The sequence below is a fragment of the Pseudomonas sp. P1_F1_2 genome (assembly GCF_056405815.1).
The window spans coordinates 47,703-63,001 of the sequence record NZ_JBFUBK010000020.1; the positions used below are offsets into that span (position 1 = coordinate 47,703).

Annotated in this window: 19 protein-coding genes; 9 read left to right on the forward strand and 10 right to left on the reverse strand. The window is 60.3% G+C overall.

Annotated features, from left to right (window positions below):
* Nucleotides 1-87 precede the first annotated feature (87 nt).
* The gene (locus AC1D2P_RS08495; protein ID WP_046027607.1) at nucleotides 88-291 is read left to right on the forward strand and encodes a hypothetical protein; all 204 of its coding nucleotides are present in this window, start codon (nucleotides 88-90) and stop codon (nucleotides 289-291) included.
* A 9-nt stretch (nucleotides 292-300) separates the two neighbouring features.
* Here AC1D2P_RS08495 and AC1D2P_RS08500 read toward each other — a convergent pair whose 3' ends face one another.
* The 3 genes from AC1D2P_RS08500 to AC1D2P_RS08510 all read right to left on the reverse strand — a co-directional run bounded on the left by AC1D2P_RS08500 (nucleotide 301) and on the right by AC1D2P_RS08510 (nucleotide 1,308).
* Nucleotides 301-540 (reverse strand): DUF2789 domain-containing protein, encoded by a 240-nt coding sequence (locus AC1D2P_RS08500; protein ID WP_046027606.1) that lies wholly within the window; start codon nucleotides 538-540, stop codon nucleotides 301-303.
* Nucleotides 541-670: 130 nt separating this feature from the next.
* A complete protein-coding gene (locus AC1D2P_RS08505; protein ID WP_046027605.1) occupies nucleotides 671-901 on the reverse strand; it encodes a hypothetical protein in 231 nt (76 codons plus the stop codon).
* A 158-nt stretch (nucleotides 902-1,059) separates the two neighbouring features.
* Nucleotides 1,060-1,308, reverse strand: a complete 249-nt coding sequence (locus AC1D2P_RS08510; RefSeq protein WP_077430288.1) for a hypothetical protein — start codon at nucleotides 1,306-1,308, stop codon at nucleotides 1,060-1,062.
* 151 nt (nucleotides 1,309-1,459) lie between these two features.
* Here AC1D2P_RS08510 and AC1D2P_RS08515 point away from each other — a divergent pair, with 151 nt between their 5' ends.
* From AC1D2P_RS08515 to AC1D2P_RS08535, 5 genes are all read left to right on the forward strand, one after another.
* Nucleotides 1,460-1,726, forward strand: a complete 267-nt coding sequence (locus AC1D2P_RS08515; protein WP_139348054.1) for a hypothetical protein — start codon at nucleotides 1,460-1,462, stop codon at nucleotides 1,724-1,726.
* Nucleotides 1,717-2,187, forward strand: a complete 471-nt coding sequence (locus tag AC1D2P_RS08520; protein WP_046027604.1) for a hypothetical protein — start codon at nucleotides 1,717-1,719, stop codon at nucleotides 2,185-2,187. The genes AC1D2P_RS08515 and AC1D2P_RS08520 overlap by 10 nt, the downstream gene beginning before the upstream one ends.
* Nucleotides 2,187-2,390 (forward strand): hypothetical protein, encoded by a 204-nt coding sequence (locus AC1D2P_RS08525; protein WP_046027603.1) that lies wholly within the window; start codon nucleotides 2,187-2,189, stop codon nucleotides 2,388-2,390. Before AC1D2P_RS08520 ends, AC1D2P_RS08525 begins: the two co-directional genes overlap by 1 nt.
* Nucleotides 2,391-2,507: 117 nt before the next feature.
* Nucleotides 2,508-3,524, forward strand: coding sequence for an ABC transporter substrate-binding protein (locus tag AC1D2P_RS08530; protein WP_223524656.1), 1,017 nt, complete (start codon nucleotides 2,508-2,510; stop codon nucleotides 3,522-3,524).
* A gap of 85 nt (nucleotides 3,525-3,609) precedes the next feature.
* Nucleotides 3,610-4,047 (forward strand): DUF3995 domain-containing protein, encoded by a 438-nt coding sequence (locus tag AC1D2P_RS08535; protein WP_046027599.1) that lies wholly within the window; start codon nucleotides 3,610-3,612, stop codon nucleotides 4,045-4,047.
* A gap of 57 nt (nucleotides 4,048-4,104) precedes the next feature.
* Here AC1D2P_RS08535 and AC1D2P_RS08540 read toward each other — a convergent pair whose 3' ends face one another.
* The 7 genes from AC1D2P_RS08540 to AC1D2P_RS08570 all read right to left on the reverse strand — a co-directional run bounded on the left by AC1D2P_RS08540 (nucleotide 4,105) and on the right by AC1D2P_RS08570 (nucleotide 11,465).
* Nucleotides 4,105-4,467 (reverse strand): Na+/H+ antiporter subunit G, encoded by a 363-nt coding sequence (locus AC1D2P_RS08540; protein WP_046027597.1) that lies wholly within the window; start codon nucleotides 4,465-4,467, stop codon nucleotides 4,105-4,107.
* The gene (locus AC1D2P_RS08545) at nucleotides 4,464-4,742 is read right to left on the reverse strand and encodes a K+/H+ antiporter subunit F (RefSeq protein ID WP_046027596.1); all 279 of its coding nucleotides are present in this window, start codon (nucleotides 4,740-4,742) and stop codon (nucleotides 4,464-4,466) included. The genes AC1D2P_RS08540 and AC1D2P_RS08545 overlap by 4 nt, the downstream gene beginning before the upstream one ends.
* The gene (locus AC1D2P_RS08550; RefSeq protein ID WP_046027595.1) at nucleotides 4,739-5,227 is read right to left on the reverse strand and encodes a Na+/H+ antiporter subunit E; all 489 of its coding nucleotides are present in this window, start codon (nucleotides 5,225-5,227) and stop codon (nucleotides 4,739-4,741) included. The genes AC1D2P_RS08545 and AC1D2P_RS08550 overlap by 4 nt, the downstream gene beginning before the upstream one ends.
* The gene (locus AC1D2P_RS08555; RefSeq protein WP_477757493.1) at nucleotides 5,224-6,909 is read right to left on the reverse strand and encodes a monovalent cation/H+ antiporter subunit D; all 1,686 of its coding nucleotides are present in this window, start codon (nucleotides 6,907-6,909) and stop codon (nucleotides 5,224-5,226) included. Before AC1D2P_RS08555 ends, AC1D2P_RS08550 begins: the two co-directional genes overlap by 4 nt.
* Nucleotides 6,906-7,250: a Na+/H+ antiporter subunit C gene (locus AC1D2P_RS08560; protein WP_007944721.1), complete on the reverse strand. Its 345-nt coding sequence runs from the start codon at nucleotides 7,248-7,250 to the stop codon at nucleotides 6,906-6,908. Before AC1D2P_RS08560 ends, AC1D2P_RS08555 begins: the two co-directional genes overlap by 4 nt.
* Nucleotides 7,250-10,168 (reverse strand): monovalent cation/H+ antiporter subunit A, encoded by a 2,919-nt coding sequence (locus tag AC1D2P_RS08565; RefSeq protein ID WP_477811388.1) that lies wholly within the window; start codon nucleotides 10,166-10,168, stop codon nucleotides 7,250-7,252. The genes AC1D2P_RS08560 and AC1D2P_RS08565 overlap by 1 nt, the downstream gene beginning before the upstream one ends.
* 271 nt (nucleotides 10,169-10,439) lie before the next feature.
* Entirely contained in the window at nucleotides 10,440-11,465 is a 1,026-nt protein-coding gene (locus tag AC1D2P_RS08570; RefSeq protein ID WP_046027589.1) for a DMT family transporter, read from the reverse strand.
* Between AC1D2P_RS08570 and AC1D2P_RS08575 the strand changes: the two genes are divergently transcribed.
* The 3 genes from AC1D2P_RS08575 to AC1D2P_RS08585 all read left to right on the forward strand — a co-directional run bounded on the left by AC1D2P_RS08575 (nucleotide 11,460) and on the right by AC1D2P_RS08585 (nucleotide 15,154).
* On the forward strand, nucleotides 11,460-12,023 hold the full coding sequence (locus AC1D2P_RS08575; protein WP_109784646.1) for a helix-turn-helix domain-containing protein: 564 nt from the start codon (nucleotides 11,460-11,462) through the stop codon (nucleotides 12,021-12,023). The genes AC1D2P_RS08570 and AC1D2P_RS08575 overlap by 6 nt on opposite strands.
* 184 nt (nucleotides 12,024-12,207) lie before the next feature.
* Entirely contained in the window at nucleotides 12,208-13,611 is a 1,404-nt protein-coding gene (locus AC1D2P_RS08580) for an LLM class flavin-dependent oxidoreductase (protein WP_046027885.1), read from the forward strand.
* A gap of 118 nt (nucleotides 13,612-13,729) precedes the next feature.
* A complete protein-coding gene (locus tag AC1D2P_RS08585) occupies nucleotides 13,730-15,154 on the forward strand; it encodes an FAD/NAD(P)-binding protein (RefSeq protein ID WP_477757494.1) in 1,425 nt (474 codons plus the stop codon).
* Nucleotides 15,155-15,299: the final 145 nt, after the last annotated feature.

Genomic DNA, 15,299 nt, shown 5'->3' on the forward strand with positions numbered 1-15,299 from the left:
CTATACAAGCTCGTTGCTGTTTCCTCGCGAATGAACTCATTAACATGCCTATGTAGTTAGGTTGCTAATTAAATTCGAGAGGCCAGCATGCAAAGCAAAGTGGATGTCGCCGTCATGATTGGTAGCGGTGTGCCCGCCTGTTTGCGCGCGATGGGGCAGAGTGTCTGTTGGGTTGTACTGCTCAACGGTGAGCGCCGGGGGACGGCGTTTTCCAGCCGCGATGAGGCCGAAGAGTGCAGGGCTGCCTGGTTGGCGCAATTGAGCGCTGAATCACCTGACAGCCTGCATTGATTGCGCGAGCTAGTGAAGCTGGTGCAAGCGCAAGTTCAAGTCATCGACCACCCGCGCCCAATCGGCGTCTTCGCGCAGTTGCTCTTTCAGAAAGCCGGCTTGTTGCGGGGTCCAGAACTCGGCGTCGATCATTTTCTTGTCGTCGGCCAACGGTGAATGGCTGGCGATGAAATCATCGATGGCCTTCTGGCTGGAGTCCAGGCCGAGTTGGTCGAACAAGCCTTTCAAGTCGTGTGTGGGTGAATCCATGTTCATCTCCTTGCGGGCCGCGTCGAGTGCGAGATCTGAAGGGCAGCTTCATTGCATCTGAGGAGGCCGCGCTTCAGGAGTTCGATGGCTGTGCCAAAGCAGGAAAGAGCATAGACGGCAAATTCGATGATCAGGCTTTCAATGCCCCCGCATCGACGGCAGCCTTCAGTTCCTTGGCCGATTCCTGAGCGGCGATAGCGGCGACTTCCGCTGTTTTGAACCAGCGATCTTTCTCGACCTGGTGATACGTCACCGTGGTCAATTTCGGTTTGGCGCGCATGACAATCACTGCCTGGAATTCGCCATCGATCTCTCTGGCTTCACCCCGGATCATAAACTCGCCGATATCAAATTCCGTCACGTAGCAGCCTTCCCTTGGAAATGTTTTGTTGTTTTGAACGCCGTCCGACGTGGGAACGGGTTTCATGGGGCGGGCAGTATGGCAGTTGTTGCCCGCCGGCGGCTGAGTTAAGTCGAGCGTTTGACGAAACGTCTATTGAAATGAATTCGGTGGACGCTTCATTCGCGTGATTCAAGTGAGCGAGCAAGTGCACACGCCTGGTTATGATCGCCGCGGAAACCTCTGACGCGTCCTGTGGCGGTTTCCTTTATGTGGAAGAATGCAATACCTGCCGGAACCACCTGAAACCTTGGTCGGGCAGGCTCTTCTGGGTGAAACCGAGGTGCTTCGAGCAACCCCTGATGCAGCGGCGAGGCGTTGTGAGCGTAAGGTGGCTGGGCGGTTGCAAAGTGAGTCATCGTGCACATATGAAGTCCTTTTCTTTATTTTACCGACGTATGTACGTCGTTATGGGTAGTCTCTGTGAGCGTCGCTGCTCTAGAATCGCCACCACGGGTTGGCGAATGGTGTTCATCTAAAGCAATTTTTTGCGGCTGATATGTCGGAAAAGTGCTTTTCTTGAAGCGTTTTTTCCTTACAGTTGGTAATCCGGTTTCCTCTGGCGGTAAGAAGGGCAATTTCCTTCAACATCTGACGACTTTGACGGAAGACGGCGCGAGCGATATTCCAGTAGGCTCGCTGACCTCGCGATGCATGAGCCCTCAGCCAGGATCAGGATTTCAACCCGGTTTTTTGAAAGACCATCGGCATGGCCGCTATTTTCTGCCGTGCGCTTTTTTGCGTGCGGCATCAATTTCAGATGTGGGGATGTTTCCTTGGCAGTAAGTAATCTCGATATGCATGCTTTGTTCGTGCTAGGTGATTTGCGCGCAAAGTTGGTTAAACAGTTTCAATCTCGTTTCGTCTACATCACCGAACAGAATGCCGAAGGCATTTATATTGCCGAGATCGACACCGAAGAAGCGCTGGTGGTGGACGATAAACCAGGGCTCAAACTGAAGGTCGGTGATCATTTCAGCGCTTCTGTTCTACCCAGTCGCGAAGGCGGCAAGCTGGACATCAAGTTCCGCGAAATCAAACTGACGGTGTATGGATTGGGTGATTACGCATTTGTCACCACGCCCGACGGTCAGGCGATTGTGTTCAAGGAAGGTCATAGCGTGGTGATGGTGTTCGCCGCTCATCAACAATTGCAGGAAGGCCTGACCAAGACCCTGAAAGCCGTGACTGCCAAAGCCGCCAAGTGGCGCAAGGGCGAACTGGTGACGTTCAAGGCCAGTGAGTGATGTCGGTGACCCGCGCCGATTTCCATGAACAGAACCAGGCCAGTGCCCACACTGAAGCCCTGCGGCTGTTCGAGCAGAAGGCAGTTCTGCAGGGAGCCTGGCTGAGTTGGGTGGCGTCACAGATCTATACGCTGCGTCCGGCGGCGTACGCCAGCATGGTCAGAAGAGAGCTGGCCCGTTTGCAGGAATCTTCCGAAACGTAATTCGCACCCCTCGAAATCAGGATCCTCTACTACAGTCAATTGACTGAATATTTTGAGACTTGTGGTCGTTTATCAGGCCATCCTGCTATTGCTGTGAACAGCACGAGGTGCAAAAGCATGAGAGGATTTCGACGGTTGCTGGCGGCGTCCCTGGCCAGCGTCGGATTGTTAACATCTCCCGTCCCGATATTCGCGGCCCAGGCACCGATCCACTTCGCCGACCTGAATTGGGAAAGTGGCAGCCTGATCACCGATATCCTGCGGATCATCGTCGAGAAGGGCTACGGGTTGCCGACCGATACCCTGCCGGGAACCACCATTACCCTGGAGACTGCACTGGCCAACAATGACATTCAGGTCATAGGTGAAGAATGGGCCGGTCGCAGCCCGGTCTGGGTCAAGGCGGAGGCTGAAGGCAAGGTCGCGAGCCTGGGCGATACGGTCAAGGGCGCAACCGAAGGCTGGTGGGTCCCGGAGTATGTGGTCAAGGGTGACCCGGCCAAAGGCATCAAGGCGTTAGCGCCGGATTTGCGCAGTGTCAGCGACCTGCCTAAATATAAAGACGTGTTCAGCGACCCGGAAAGCCCGGGCAAGGGGCGCTTCCTCAACAGCCCGATCGGCTGGACGTCGGAAGTGGTCAACAAGCAGAAGCTCACCGCCTATGGCCTGAACGACAGCTACGTGAACTTTCGCAGCGGTTCCGGGGCCGCGCTGGACGCAGAAATCACTTCATCGATCCATCGGGGCAAGCCGGTGCTGTTCTATTACTGGTCACCGACGCCATTGCTCGGACGCTTCAAGTTGATTCAACTGGAAGAACCCCCCTTCGACGCCGAAGCCTGGAAAACCCTGACCGACGCCGACAATCCAAACCCGCAGCCGACGCGTTCGCTGCCCTCGAAGCTGTCCATTGGCGTGTCCACGCCGTTCCAGAAACAGTACCCGCAGATCGTCGAGTTCTTCAGCAAGGTCGATTTCCCCATCGATTCACTGAACAAGGCACTGGCCGATATGAGCGAAAAACACACCCCGCCACGCCAGGCAGCGGAAGCGTTCATGAAGACGCATCCGGATATCTGGCAGGCTTGGGTGCCAAAGCAGGTGGCTGACAAGGTCTCCGCCGAACTGAAGTAAGTCTGTGCCGCACACGTTTGTATTTCACCGAGTATCGCTATCACCGCCCGGAGCACGTTCGCTCCCTCTGGATGGATGCCCGAAGATGAATCTGCTGGTCGCACAATGGATGGCTTCAATTTTTCTGATAATCAGCCTGGTCCACGTGTATTGGGCCTCGGGCGGCAAGCTGGGCAGCGAGGCGGCGGTGCCGCGAGTGCCCGGGGAGGGCGGCGCGCAATCAAGGCCTGCGTTCAAGCCGTCGGGAATCGTGACGTTGCTGGTGGCGGGGGCGCTGTTACTGATCGCCATGCTGGTGTGTCTGCGGGTCGGGCTTTGTTTGCCGGCGGTGCATGACAAGTGGCTGCAATGGGTGCTCAGTGCCATTGCGATACTGATGTTCGCCCGGGCGATTGGCGATTCGGAACTGGTGGGGTTCTTCAAAGAGGTCAAGAATTCGACGTTTGCCCGGCTCGATACCTGGGTCTATTCACCACTGTGCGTGGTGTTGGGGGCCGGGTTGCTGACGGTTGCCTGGGTTTGAAATGCCCGGATTGGCGCATGGCCGGGCAGGCCAATCCGGGTGATTCAGCGTGTAACCTTAGCTTCTGCCATCCGTGCGCCGACTACTCACCTCGGCCGGCACATCGTCGCCGGCCATGCGCTTGCGGAACAACGCCGCGCGCGCCAGCAGCAAGGTGGTCACCGGTACGGTTATCGCCAACAGGATTGGAATCAGCCAGGCATGCACCACTGGTGTCGATTTGAGCGCCGAAAAGTAAATGATCGACGCCAGTGCCACACACCATGCCCCCAATGTCGAGGCCAACGCTGGCGGGTGCATGCGCTGGAAGTAATCCTTCATCCGCACCAGGCCAATGGCGCCGACCAGCGCAAACAGACTGCTGAGCAGCAGCAGGATCGCCACTGGAATCTCGACCCACAGCGACAGTTCGCCATTCATTCGATCACCTCGCCACGCAGCAGGAATTTCGCCAGGGCAAACGAGCCGACGAAACCGAACAGGGCGATCAACAACGCCGCCTCGAAGTAGGTATCACTGGCATAACGAATGCCCAGCGTCAGCATCATCAGCATCGCGATGATGTACAGATAGTCCAGGGCCAGAACCCGGTCCTGGGCTGAGGGGCCCTTGAACAGACGGATCAGCGTCAGAATCATCGCCACGGAAAACATGAACAGGCTCAGCAGGACGGCGTTCGACAGCAGTGGGCTCATTCGAAGATCTCCATCAAGGGGCGCTCGTAGGTTGCCTTGAAGTGCTGGATGAACACGGCTTCGTCATCCAGATCGAACACATGCAGCAACAGGATGCTGCGATCCAGCGCCAGTTCCGACCAAACGGTGCCCGGGACCACGGTGCAGATCGCCGAGAGTGCGGCGAGGCCGTTGGCGTCGCGCAGGTCCAGCGGCACTTTGATGAAGCGTGAGCGTGGCGCGCGGCGACCGGCGTTCAGCACGCCCCAGGCCACGGCGAGGTTGGACGCCAGCACGTCTCGACCGACCACTAGGAGCAAGCGCAAGATGACGCCGGGGCGACGGATACGAATCGGCAGCGGTCGCAATCGGCGCATCATCAACGGTGCGCAGAAGCCCAGCATCGCGCCGAGCAACAGATTGCCGGGGCTCATCGACTGGTTCAGCACCAGCCACAACACCCCTAACGCCAGCGATAGCCAAGGGGCAGGAAACAGGCGTTTCACGGTTGCACCTCCAACATTGCCGCTTTGGCTTCCGGGCTTGGCACTGCGCGTGTGCCGAGCACGGCCATCACGTATTGCTGCGGGTTGTTCAAGGCATCGGCGGCCGCCTGGGTGTAACGCAGCAGCGGTTCAGCCTTGAAGGTCAGCGCAATACTCAGCCCCAGGAGAATGATGATCGGCACGCTTTCCAAACGGTGCAGAAGCGGCGATGGACGTTCTTGCGGGGTCCAGAAGCGCTGGATGCCCAGGCGCGAGAAGGCGATCAGTGAGGCGAGCCCTGACAGAATCAACAGTGCGAGCAACCCCCATGCAGCGTTCGACACCGGTTCGCCAGCGTCATTGCCCAAGCCCAGCGGGTTGAGGAGGGCGTTGAGCAGGCTGAGCTTGCCGATGAAGCCGGAGAGCGGCGGCATGCCGATGATCAGCAACGCGCAGGCAATGAAGCTCAATCCGAGGAAGGCCATGGTCCAGGGAATCACCTGGCCGACCACGGCTTTCTGATCGTCATCGAGGTTGAAGCCTTTGGGCGGTTGCTCGGACAGCGTCGGTCGTGCGATCAGGTCGGCGTCATCGAACAGCGGCGCTTCATTGACCGAACGGGAACGTTCGATCAACTCGGCCAGCAGGAACAGCGCGCTCAGCGCCAGGGTCGAGCTGACCAGGTAAAACAGCGCCGCCGCGATCAGGTTCGGCTGGGCGAAGCCGACGGCTGACAGCAGAATCCCTGCCGACACCAGAATGCTCAAACTGGCCATGCGCTCCAGGCGTTGGGCCGCCAGAATCGCCAGCGCTGCGCAGACGATTGTTGCCATGCCGCCGTAGATCAGCCAGTCACCGCCAAAGTAGGCCGATGCCCCGGCCTGGCCGGAGAACAGCAAGGTCCACAGACGCAGCAGGGTGTAGACRCCGACCTTGGTCATGATCGCGAACATGGCCGCTACTGGCGCGCTGACCGAGGAGTAGGCCGGTACCAGCCAGAAGTTCAGCGGCCACATCCCGGCCTTGGCCAGGAACGCCACCGCGAGAATCCCCGCGCCGGCATGCAGCAAGCCGCGATCGGCTTGTGGCACCAGCGGGATTTTCAACGCCAGGTCGGCCATGTTCAGGGTGCCGGTGACGCCGTAAATCAGCGCCGCGCCAATCAGGAACAGCGACGACGCCAACAGGTTGATCGAGATGTAATGCAACCCCGCCGACACTCGCGGTCGACCCGAACCGTGGAGCATCAAACCGTAGGAAGCGGCCAGCAGCACTTCGAAAAACACGAACAGGTTGAACAGGTCGGCGGTCAGGAACGCGCCGTACAGCCCCATCAATTGAATCTGGAACAGCGCGTGGAAGCTGGAACCGGCGCCGTCCCAGCGGGCCATGGCGAACAGCAAGGCGCTGACGCCGATGATCCCGGTCAGCACCAGCATCAACGCTGACAGGCGATCAACCACCAGCACCAGGCCGAATGGCACCTGCCAGTTGCCCGGCAGGTACACACCGATAGAGCCGGGAACGCCGGTGGTCTGTGTCCATTGCAGCAGCAACACCGAAATCCCCAGGCCCAGAAGGCTGGAGAACAGGTTGATCCTGGCTTTCAGCGGACGGTGTTTTTCGCCGAGCATCAACATGATGGCGGCAGTCAGCAGCGGTAGCAGGATCGGGGCGGCGATCAGGTGCGTCATTGGATTCATTCTTTAGGCTCCCGGCCATCGACATGGTCGGTCCCGGTCAAGCCCCGGGATGCGAGCAGCACCACCAGAAACAACGCGGTCATGGCGAAGCTGATCACAATCGCGGTCAGCACCAGTGCTTGCGGCAGTGGATCGGTGTAGTGCAGCAAGTCCTGCGGCACGCCGTCCTTGATGATCGGCTCCCTGCCGATGAACAGGCTGCCCATGCTGAAAATGAACAGGTTGACGCCATAGGACAGCAGGCACAGGCCCATCACCACCTGAAAGGTTCGCGGCCGCAGGATCAGCCAGACGCCGGACGCCGCGAGAACGCCGATGGCGATTGCGATGACTTCTTCCATCAGACGGCTCCTTGTGTGGCGACGGGTTTGGGCTGGGCTGCGGTTTTGTGGCCGCGAACCGATTGGTGAGCGAGGGCGGTGAGGATCAACAGCGTCGAACCGACCACCACGCCATACACGCCGATGTCGAAGAACAGCGCGCTGGCAATGTGAATGTCACCCAGTACCGGCAGGGTGAAATGCCAGGTGTGGGTGGTCAGGAACGGATAGCCGACCGCCATGGCCCCAAGCCCCGTGACCGTGGCAAACAGCAACCCGATGCCCATCCAGCGCAGCGGTCGCAGGCTCATTTGCGCCTCGACCCACTGCGTGCCGGCGACCATGTATTGCAGGATGAACGCGACCGACATCACCAGCCCCGCGACAAAACCGCCCCCCGGTTGATTGTGTCCACGCATGAACAAGTAGAACGACACCACCAGCGCAATCGGCAGCAGCAGACGCACCAGCACTGCCGGGACCATCATGAAGCCCAGCGCGGTGTCGCTGGCGTGGCGCGGGTTGACCAGGTCGGTGACCACGTCCGGTGCCAGCAAGCGTTGCTGGGCTGGCAATTGCAGGCTTTCCTTGGGCGGGCGGAAGCGTCGCAGCAGGGCGAACACGGTCAGGGCCACTGCCACCAGCACAGTGATTTCACCGAGGGTGTCGAAGCCACGAAAATCCACCAGCATCACGTTGACCACGTTGCTGCCGCCACCTTCGGGCAGGGYACGGCTGAGGTAAAACGAGGAAATATCGTTAGGCGTCTGACGCGTCAGCATCGCGTAGGCCAGCAAGGCCATGCCGCCACCGACCACGGTCGACAACAGCAAGTCGCGGATACGCCGGATGCGCGCCTTGCGCAGGCTGCTTGGCAGTGGCGACACCTCTTCGATCCGCCGTGGCAGCCAGCGCAAACCGAGCAGGATCAGCACGGTGGTCACCACTTCGACGGCCAGTTGCGTCAGTGCCAGGTCTGGCGCGGAGAACCAGACGAAGGTCACGCAGGTCATCAGGCCGCAGACGCTGACCATGGTCAGGGCCGCGAGCCGGTGATACTTGGCCTGCCACGCCGCGCCGAGGGCGCAGGCAATCGCCAGCAGCCACAGGGTCACGAACACAATAGAGCCCGGAATTTTCGGTCGATCCCCCCAGCTCAGGCTGCTGTGGAGCATCGGAATCAAGCCGGCCAACACGGCAGCGAGGACCATCAGGAACAATTGGGTTTGCAGGCGATGGGTGCTGATCCGGCGCACCAGACGACGGGCCAGGCGCATCATGATCACCAGGCTGCGTTCGAACAGGCGCTTGCCATTCAACCGGCCAATGACCGGCGGGTATTTGAAGCGCCCGCGCTTGAACTGATTGCGCAGCAGCAGATAGAGCACGATGCCGCCGGACATGGCGATCAGGCTCATGATCATTGGCGCATTCAAGCCGTGCCAGATCGCCAGGCTGTACTCCGGCAGCGTCCCGCCTACTACAGGCAGGGCTGCGGCGGCCAGTATGGAACCGACCACTTGCGCCGGGAACATCCCCACGACCAGGCACGTGAACACCAGCAACTCAACGGGTGCGCGCATCCAGCGTGGTGGCTCGTGCGGGGTGTGCGGCAGATCGGTGGCGGTCGGGCCGAAGAACACGTCGACGGTGAAGCGCAGTGAGTAGGCGACACTGAACGTGCCGGCGATGGTCGCGACGATTGGCAGGCTCCACTCGATCCACGCCGTGGCATTGATGAACACGGTTTCGGCAAAGAACATTTCTTTGGAGAGGAAACCATTGAGCAGCGGCACGCCGGCCATCGAGGCGCTGGCGACCATGGCCAGGGTGGCGGTGAACGGGATGAGCTTGATCAGGCCGCTGAGTTTGCGGATGTCGCGGGTGCCGCTTTCGTGGTCAATGATCCCGGCGGCCATGAACAACGAGGCCTTGAAGGTGGCGTGGTTAAGAATGTGGAACACCGCGGCCACGGCGGCCAGCGGGCTGTTCAAGCCCAGCAGCAGGGTGATCAGGCCCAGATGGCTGATGGTCGAGTAGGCCAGCAACCCTTTGAGGTCGTTCTGGAACATCGCGCAATACGCACCCAGCAACAGGGTGCAGGCACCGGCGCCGCTGACGATGTAGAACCATTCTTCGCTGCCGGATAACGAAGGCCAAAGTCGCGCCAGCAGAAACACCCCGGCCTTGACCATGGTCGCCGAGTGCAGATAGGCCGAGACCGGTGTCGGCGCCGCCATCGCGTGGGGCAACCAGAAGTGGAAAGGGAATTGCGCACTTTTGCTCAAGGCGCCGATCAGGATCAGGGGTAACAGAAGCGGGTAGAGGGCATGTGCGCGAATCAGATCGCCGGCGGCCAGGACCTTGTCCAGGTCATAGCTGCCGACCACATGGCCGAGCAGCATGACCCCCGCCAGCAGGCACAAACCACCCGCGCCGGTGACCATCAACGCCATGTAGGCGCCGCGTCGTGCGTCGGCACGGTGATGCCAGTAGCCGATCAGCAGGAACGAGAAGAGGCTGGTCAGCTCCCAGAAAAACACGATCTGGATCAGGTTGCCGGAAATCACCAGCCCGAGCATGGCGCCCATGAACGCCAGGAAAAATGCGAAGAACCGCGGCACCGGATCGTCCGGTGACATGTAATAGCGTGCGTACAGCGAGACCAGTGTGCCGATGCCCAGCACCAGCATCGAGAACAGCCACGCGAACCCGTCCATGCGCAAGACGAAGTTCAGGCCGAGGCTTGGCAGCCAGAAGAATTCTTCGCGGATTACGCCGCCATGGGCGATTTGCGGGTACAGGAACGCGACCTGGACGGTGCCGATCAGTGCGATCAGGCCCGCGAGCAAGGGGGCTGTATTGCGTGCGTTGTGCGGCAGGACGGCTGCCAGACAGCTGCCAATAAATGGCAGAAGCAGTAGAACTATCAGGGACATAGGCTTCTAATCTGCGGGAGTTTGTGAAGCATCATACGTGCCAGCTCCCGGATCACCAAACGGGAAGCTGTCGCAGAATCCTACACGGTAGACGGAAAAAGCCTGATTCACATTGTTTCAACGGGCCGGTTTAAACCCTTCTGCCCCATCGCGAGCAAACTCGCTCCCACAGGGGCCAGTTGTGTTCACACTCTGGTGGCACAACGCAGAACCCATGTGGGAGCGAGCTTGCTCGCGATAGCTATCTATCAGACGCCACAGATCTCGCGGTTTAACCCTGTGTTTCCCGCTCCAACTCCTCCGCCGCCGCAGCACCCTTACCCTTGGTCTTCAACTCACTCACAATCACCGCCGCCACGATCAAACCGGCACCCACCAGTGCAATCGCCGGCAGCCGCTCCCCGGCAATTCGCCCGACAATCCCGGCCCACACCGGCTCCCCGGCATAAATCAAGGTCGCGCGTGTCGGCGAGACACTCTTCTGCGCCCAGTTCATCGCCACCTGAATCGCCGCGCTCGCAGCGCCAAGGCCCAGCGCGCTGCACAACAGCAGCCATGAGAAGTCCGGAATGTGTTCCTGGGTCGGCACCACCATCAAGAACGACAACACCGACGTGGTCGCCAATTGCACCACGGTCACTCGACGCACATCGACCTGACCGGCATAGGTGCTGATCAGGATGATTTCTGCGGCAATCGCGATGGCGCTGATCAGCGTAGCGATTTCGCCAGGGCTGAAATTGAACGAAGCGCCGGCGGGTCCCGACAGCAGCATCAACCCGGTAAACGCCAGCATGATCCCGATGCTTGGCATCAGCCCCGGACGCCGCCCCAGTACCAACCATTGCAGCAACGGCACGAAGGGTACGTACAACGCGGTAATAAACGCCGACTGACTGCTGGGAATGCTCTGCAAACCCACCGTCTGCAAGCCATAACCGAGCATGATCGCCACCCCGATGAACGCCCCGGCCTTGAGTTCGAACAGGGTCAGTGCCCGCAGGTGTCGCCAGGAGAACAGCGCGACCAGACTCGCGGCAGCGGCAAAGCGCAGACCGACGAAAAACATCGGTCCACTGACGGTCATCGCATGCTGCACCAACAAAAAGGTTCCGCCCCAGACCATGGTGATCAGCACCAGCACGCACTCGGCTTTGCTGAACCGTGAGACGCGGGGGGAGGTGGGAGAAGAGTTCACTGACGTCATGACCTTGCGCGCTACTTGAGGGCGACGCACAATGCGCCGAATGTTGCGCAGTATACTGCCCAACCCCACCAAGTGAGCAATATAGTGCACAAAGATTCCACCCCGCGGGCTTCGGTCCTCCAGCACGTCAGCCAGAACGTCCGGCGCTTGCGCCACGCCGCTGACATGAGCCAGACCGTGCTGGCCGAAAAGTCCGGGGTCAGCCGCCGGATGCTGGTGGCCATCGAAGCCGGCGACAACAACGTCAGCCTGACCACCCTCGACCGCGTGGCCGAGGCACTGGACGTGAGGTTCAGCGACCTCATCCAGGCCCCGGACGCCCGTGACACGAGCCGCATCAACGAAGTGGCGTGGGCCGGAGTAATCCCCGGCAGCAAAGCCGTTTTACTGTCCAAGGCCACCGCCACCCGCGAAGTGGAACAATGGGAATGGTGCCTGCAACCGGGGGAAATTTACCCGTCGCAACCGGACGCCGAAGGCTGGAGCGAACAGATCTACGTGTTCGAAGGCTGCCTGACCCTGATGTTGGGTGACACCCCGCAGCACATTGCTGCCGGTGAGTTCTTTATGTTCGCCAGCAACCAGCCCCATGCCTATCGCAATGACGGGCCGGTGGCGGCGCGGTTTGTGCGCAACGTGGTGATTTGACTGTTGGCTCATCAACAGTGAATAGACACTTTGCTCTTTTAAAGCTGATGTTATTTCTTGGAAAGCATCTCAACCTGTTGAAATAACTTGTAATCATGTTCAGGCACGACTTCTGCAAATGCGAACAGAGCATTCACCAGAACCCCGGAGCCGGTCCATGACAACCCCCGCCAAACCCCCAAGCATCCGCCGCGAAATTCGTCTGAACGCGTTTGACATGAACTGCGTCGGCCACCAGTCGCCGGGCTTGTGGGCGCACCCGCGCGATCGTTCGTGGCAGTACAAGGATCTCGAATACTGGACCGATCTGGCGAAGATCCTTGAGCGTGGCAAGTTCGACGGTCTGTTCATTGCCGATGTGCTCGGCATCTACGACGTTTACAACGGCAATGGTGACGCGGCGATCCGCCAGGCCGCGCAGGTGCCGGTCAACGATCCGCTGCAACTGATTCCGCCAATGGCGCTTGTCACCGAGCATCTGGGGTTCGGCCTGACCGCGTCGTTGTCTTTCGAGCACCCGTATCCATTCGCCCGGCGCCTGTCGACGCTCGACCACCTGACCAAGGGCCGGGCCGGCTGGAACATCGTCACCTCGTATCTGGAAAGCGGCGCCAAGAATATTGGCCAGAAAAACCAGACCGAACACGACGCCCGCTACGACTTCGCCGAGGAATACCTGGAGGTTTGCTACAAACTCTGGGAAGGCAGTTGGGAAGAGGGCGCGATTCTGCGCGATCGCGAGCGGCGGGTCTTCAGCGACCCGCGCAAAATTCACGAGATTCGCCACGTTGGCAAACATTTCCAGGTGCCGGGCATTCACCTTTGCGAACCTTCGCCGCAGCGCACACCGGTGCTTTACCAAGCGGGAGCATCGAGTCGTGGCAAACAATTTGCGGCCGAGCATGCCGAATGCGTCTTCGTCGCCGCACCGTCGAAAGTGCTGCTCAAGAAAACCGTGGCAGACATTCGTCGCCGTGCCGCCGAGGCTGGGCGCGATCCGCGCAAGATCCTGATCTTCAACCTGCAAACGGTGATCCTTGGCGAAACCGACGCGAAGGCCAAAGCCAAGTTCGAGGAGTACAAAACCTGGGTCAGCTACGAAGGTGCCATGGCGCTGATTTCCGGCTGGACCGGCATCGACTTCAGCCAGTTCAAACCGGATGAACCGCTCAAGCATGTGCACACCAATGCCATTCAATCGGCGGTGGAGGCGTTTTCCACGGCGGATCCGAACAAGGTCTGGACGCCCAATGAACTGGCGGACTGGGTCGGCATTGGCGGGTTCGGGCCATTGTTTGTCGGCAGCCCCGAGACAGTCGCCGATCTTCTGCAAGAGTGGGTGGAGGAGACCGACGTGGACGGTTTCAACCTGGCCTATGCACTGACCCACGAAACCTTTATCGACGCGGTGGAGTTGCTGGTGCCGGAGTTGCAGAAGCGTGGGGTGTACAAGACCGACTATGCGCCGGGGACCTTGCGTGAAAAATTGTTTGGGGAGGGGCCGCGTTTGGCAGACGTTCATCCCGCAGCGGGTTATCGGGATCTGGCGGCGTTGCGGCAGCAGGAGAAGAAGGTGGTATCTGCTTAGCCGCCATCATGAGCAGGCTCACTCCTGCAAGGAGGGGTGTTTGTGTGCTGGAGGGCAAAACATTAAGGTGGCAGACAGTGGATTTTTATTCAGGGAGTCATTGACCGGTGAGTATGGAATGAGCGAAATCCAAAGCGGACAGGCCAACGACGCCATCCGCCATGCAGACATTCTGATTATCGGCGGCGGCCTCAGTGGCGCGATGCTGGCCGCGCAGTTGTTGCGCTTGCCTGGCCGGCGCTCGGTGCTGGTGATCGAGCCGCGCACCGAGCTGGGTCGGGGCGAAGCCTATAGCGCGGTCGAGTTGGGCCATACGCTGAACGGCAACGCGGCGCGCATGAGTGTCGACCCGGACAACGCCGATGACCTGACGCAATGGCTGACCGAACACATCGCCGCCGGTGGCTGGCCGGAATCGGCCGAGCAACCTGTGCCGATCAGCGAGTTGTTCCCGCCACGCGGCCTGTTCGGCGTGTACGTGCAACAACGCCTGGCCGAGGCGCAAGCCGTCGGGGCGTTGAATGGCTCGACGGTCGAGCATGTGCAGGCCGAGGTGATTGATCTGCAAGCGGGCGACGATTCGGTACGGCTGACATTGAGTGACGGTCAACGCTTGCAGGGCGCTTATGCGGTGTTGGCGACGGGGATGTTTCCCGCGGCGCGCACACCGCAGACCGAGTCCAGCGGTTTGAACGCCGCGGCGCTGGATCCGTGGGATGTGGCCGCCATGCGCCAGCTCGATCCGCAGTCCACCGTGCTGATCATCGGTTCCGGCCTGACCATGGTCGATGCCGTGGTGTCGCTGGAGCAGGCTGGGCATCGTGGGCCGATCGAGGTGTTTTCGCGTCACGGCTTACTGCCGCACGTACGTCGCCAACCGCCGGCCTGGGTGGATTTCCTGGCCGAGGACCAGAGCATTCGCACACCTCGGCAGTTAGTGCGTGAACTGCGCCGGCACTGCCGGCAGGCCATCGCTGAAGGCATCGACTGGCAAGCACCACTCGACACCGTGCGTGCACACATTGGCCGGTTGTGGAATCAGGCGACGGACCGCCAGCGTCGGCAATTTGTGCGGCATGTTCGGCCGTGGTGGGAAAGTCATCACCATCGTTCGCCACCGCTGAGTGCTGCCTTGGTGGAGCGTTTGCACAGGGAAGGGCTGTTGCGGATTCAGGCGGCGTCGTTCAAGGGCCTTGAGCCCGTGTCGCAGGGCGGCGTCAGCATCCGCATTCGTCGCCGTGGCGAAGAGGGCACCTGTGTGGTTCAGGGCGCAGCGTTGATCAATTCCAGCGGCATCGAATATGACTGGCGCCGGGTTGCTCGACCGTTGCCACAACAACTGTTGGCGCGCGGGTTGATCCGACCGGGGCCGTTGGCCTTGGGGATTGCAGCGGCTGCAGACGGCGCCGTGCTGGATGCCGGTGGTCAGGTTGCCACTCGCCTGTTCGCCATGGGCCCCCCGTTGCGCGGCATGTGGTGGGAAAGCACGGCGGTCACCGACGTCGCACTACAAGCCAAGGCCCTCGCCGCACGACTGACGTAGGAGCTGCCGAGCCTGCGAGGCTGCGTCCGGCCGCGCAGCGGTCGTAAAATCAGGCGATGCGGTGTTTCAGTCAAACCGAGTGAGTAGGGTTTACGACCGCTGCGCGGCCGGACGCAGCCTCGCGGGCTCGGCAGCTGCTACAGGA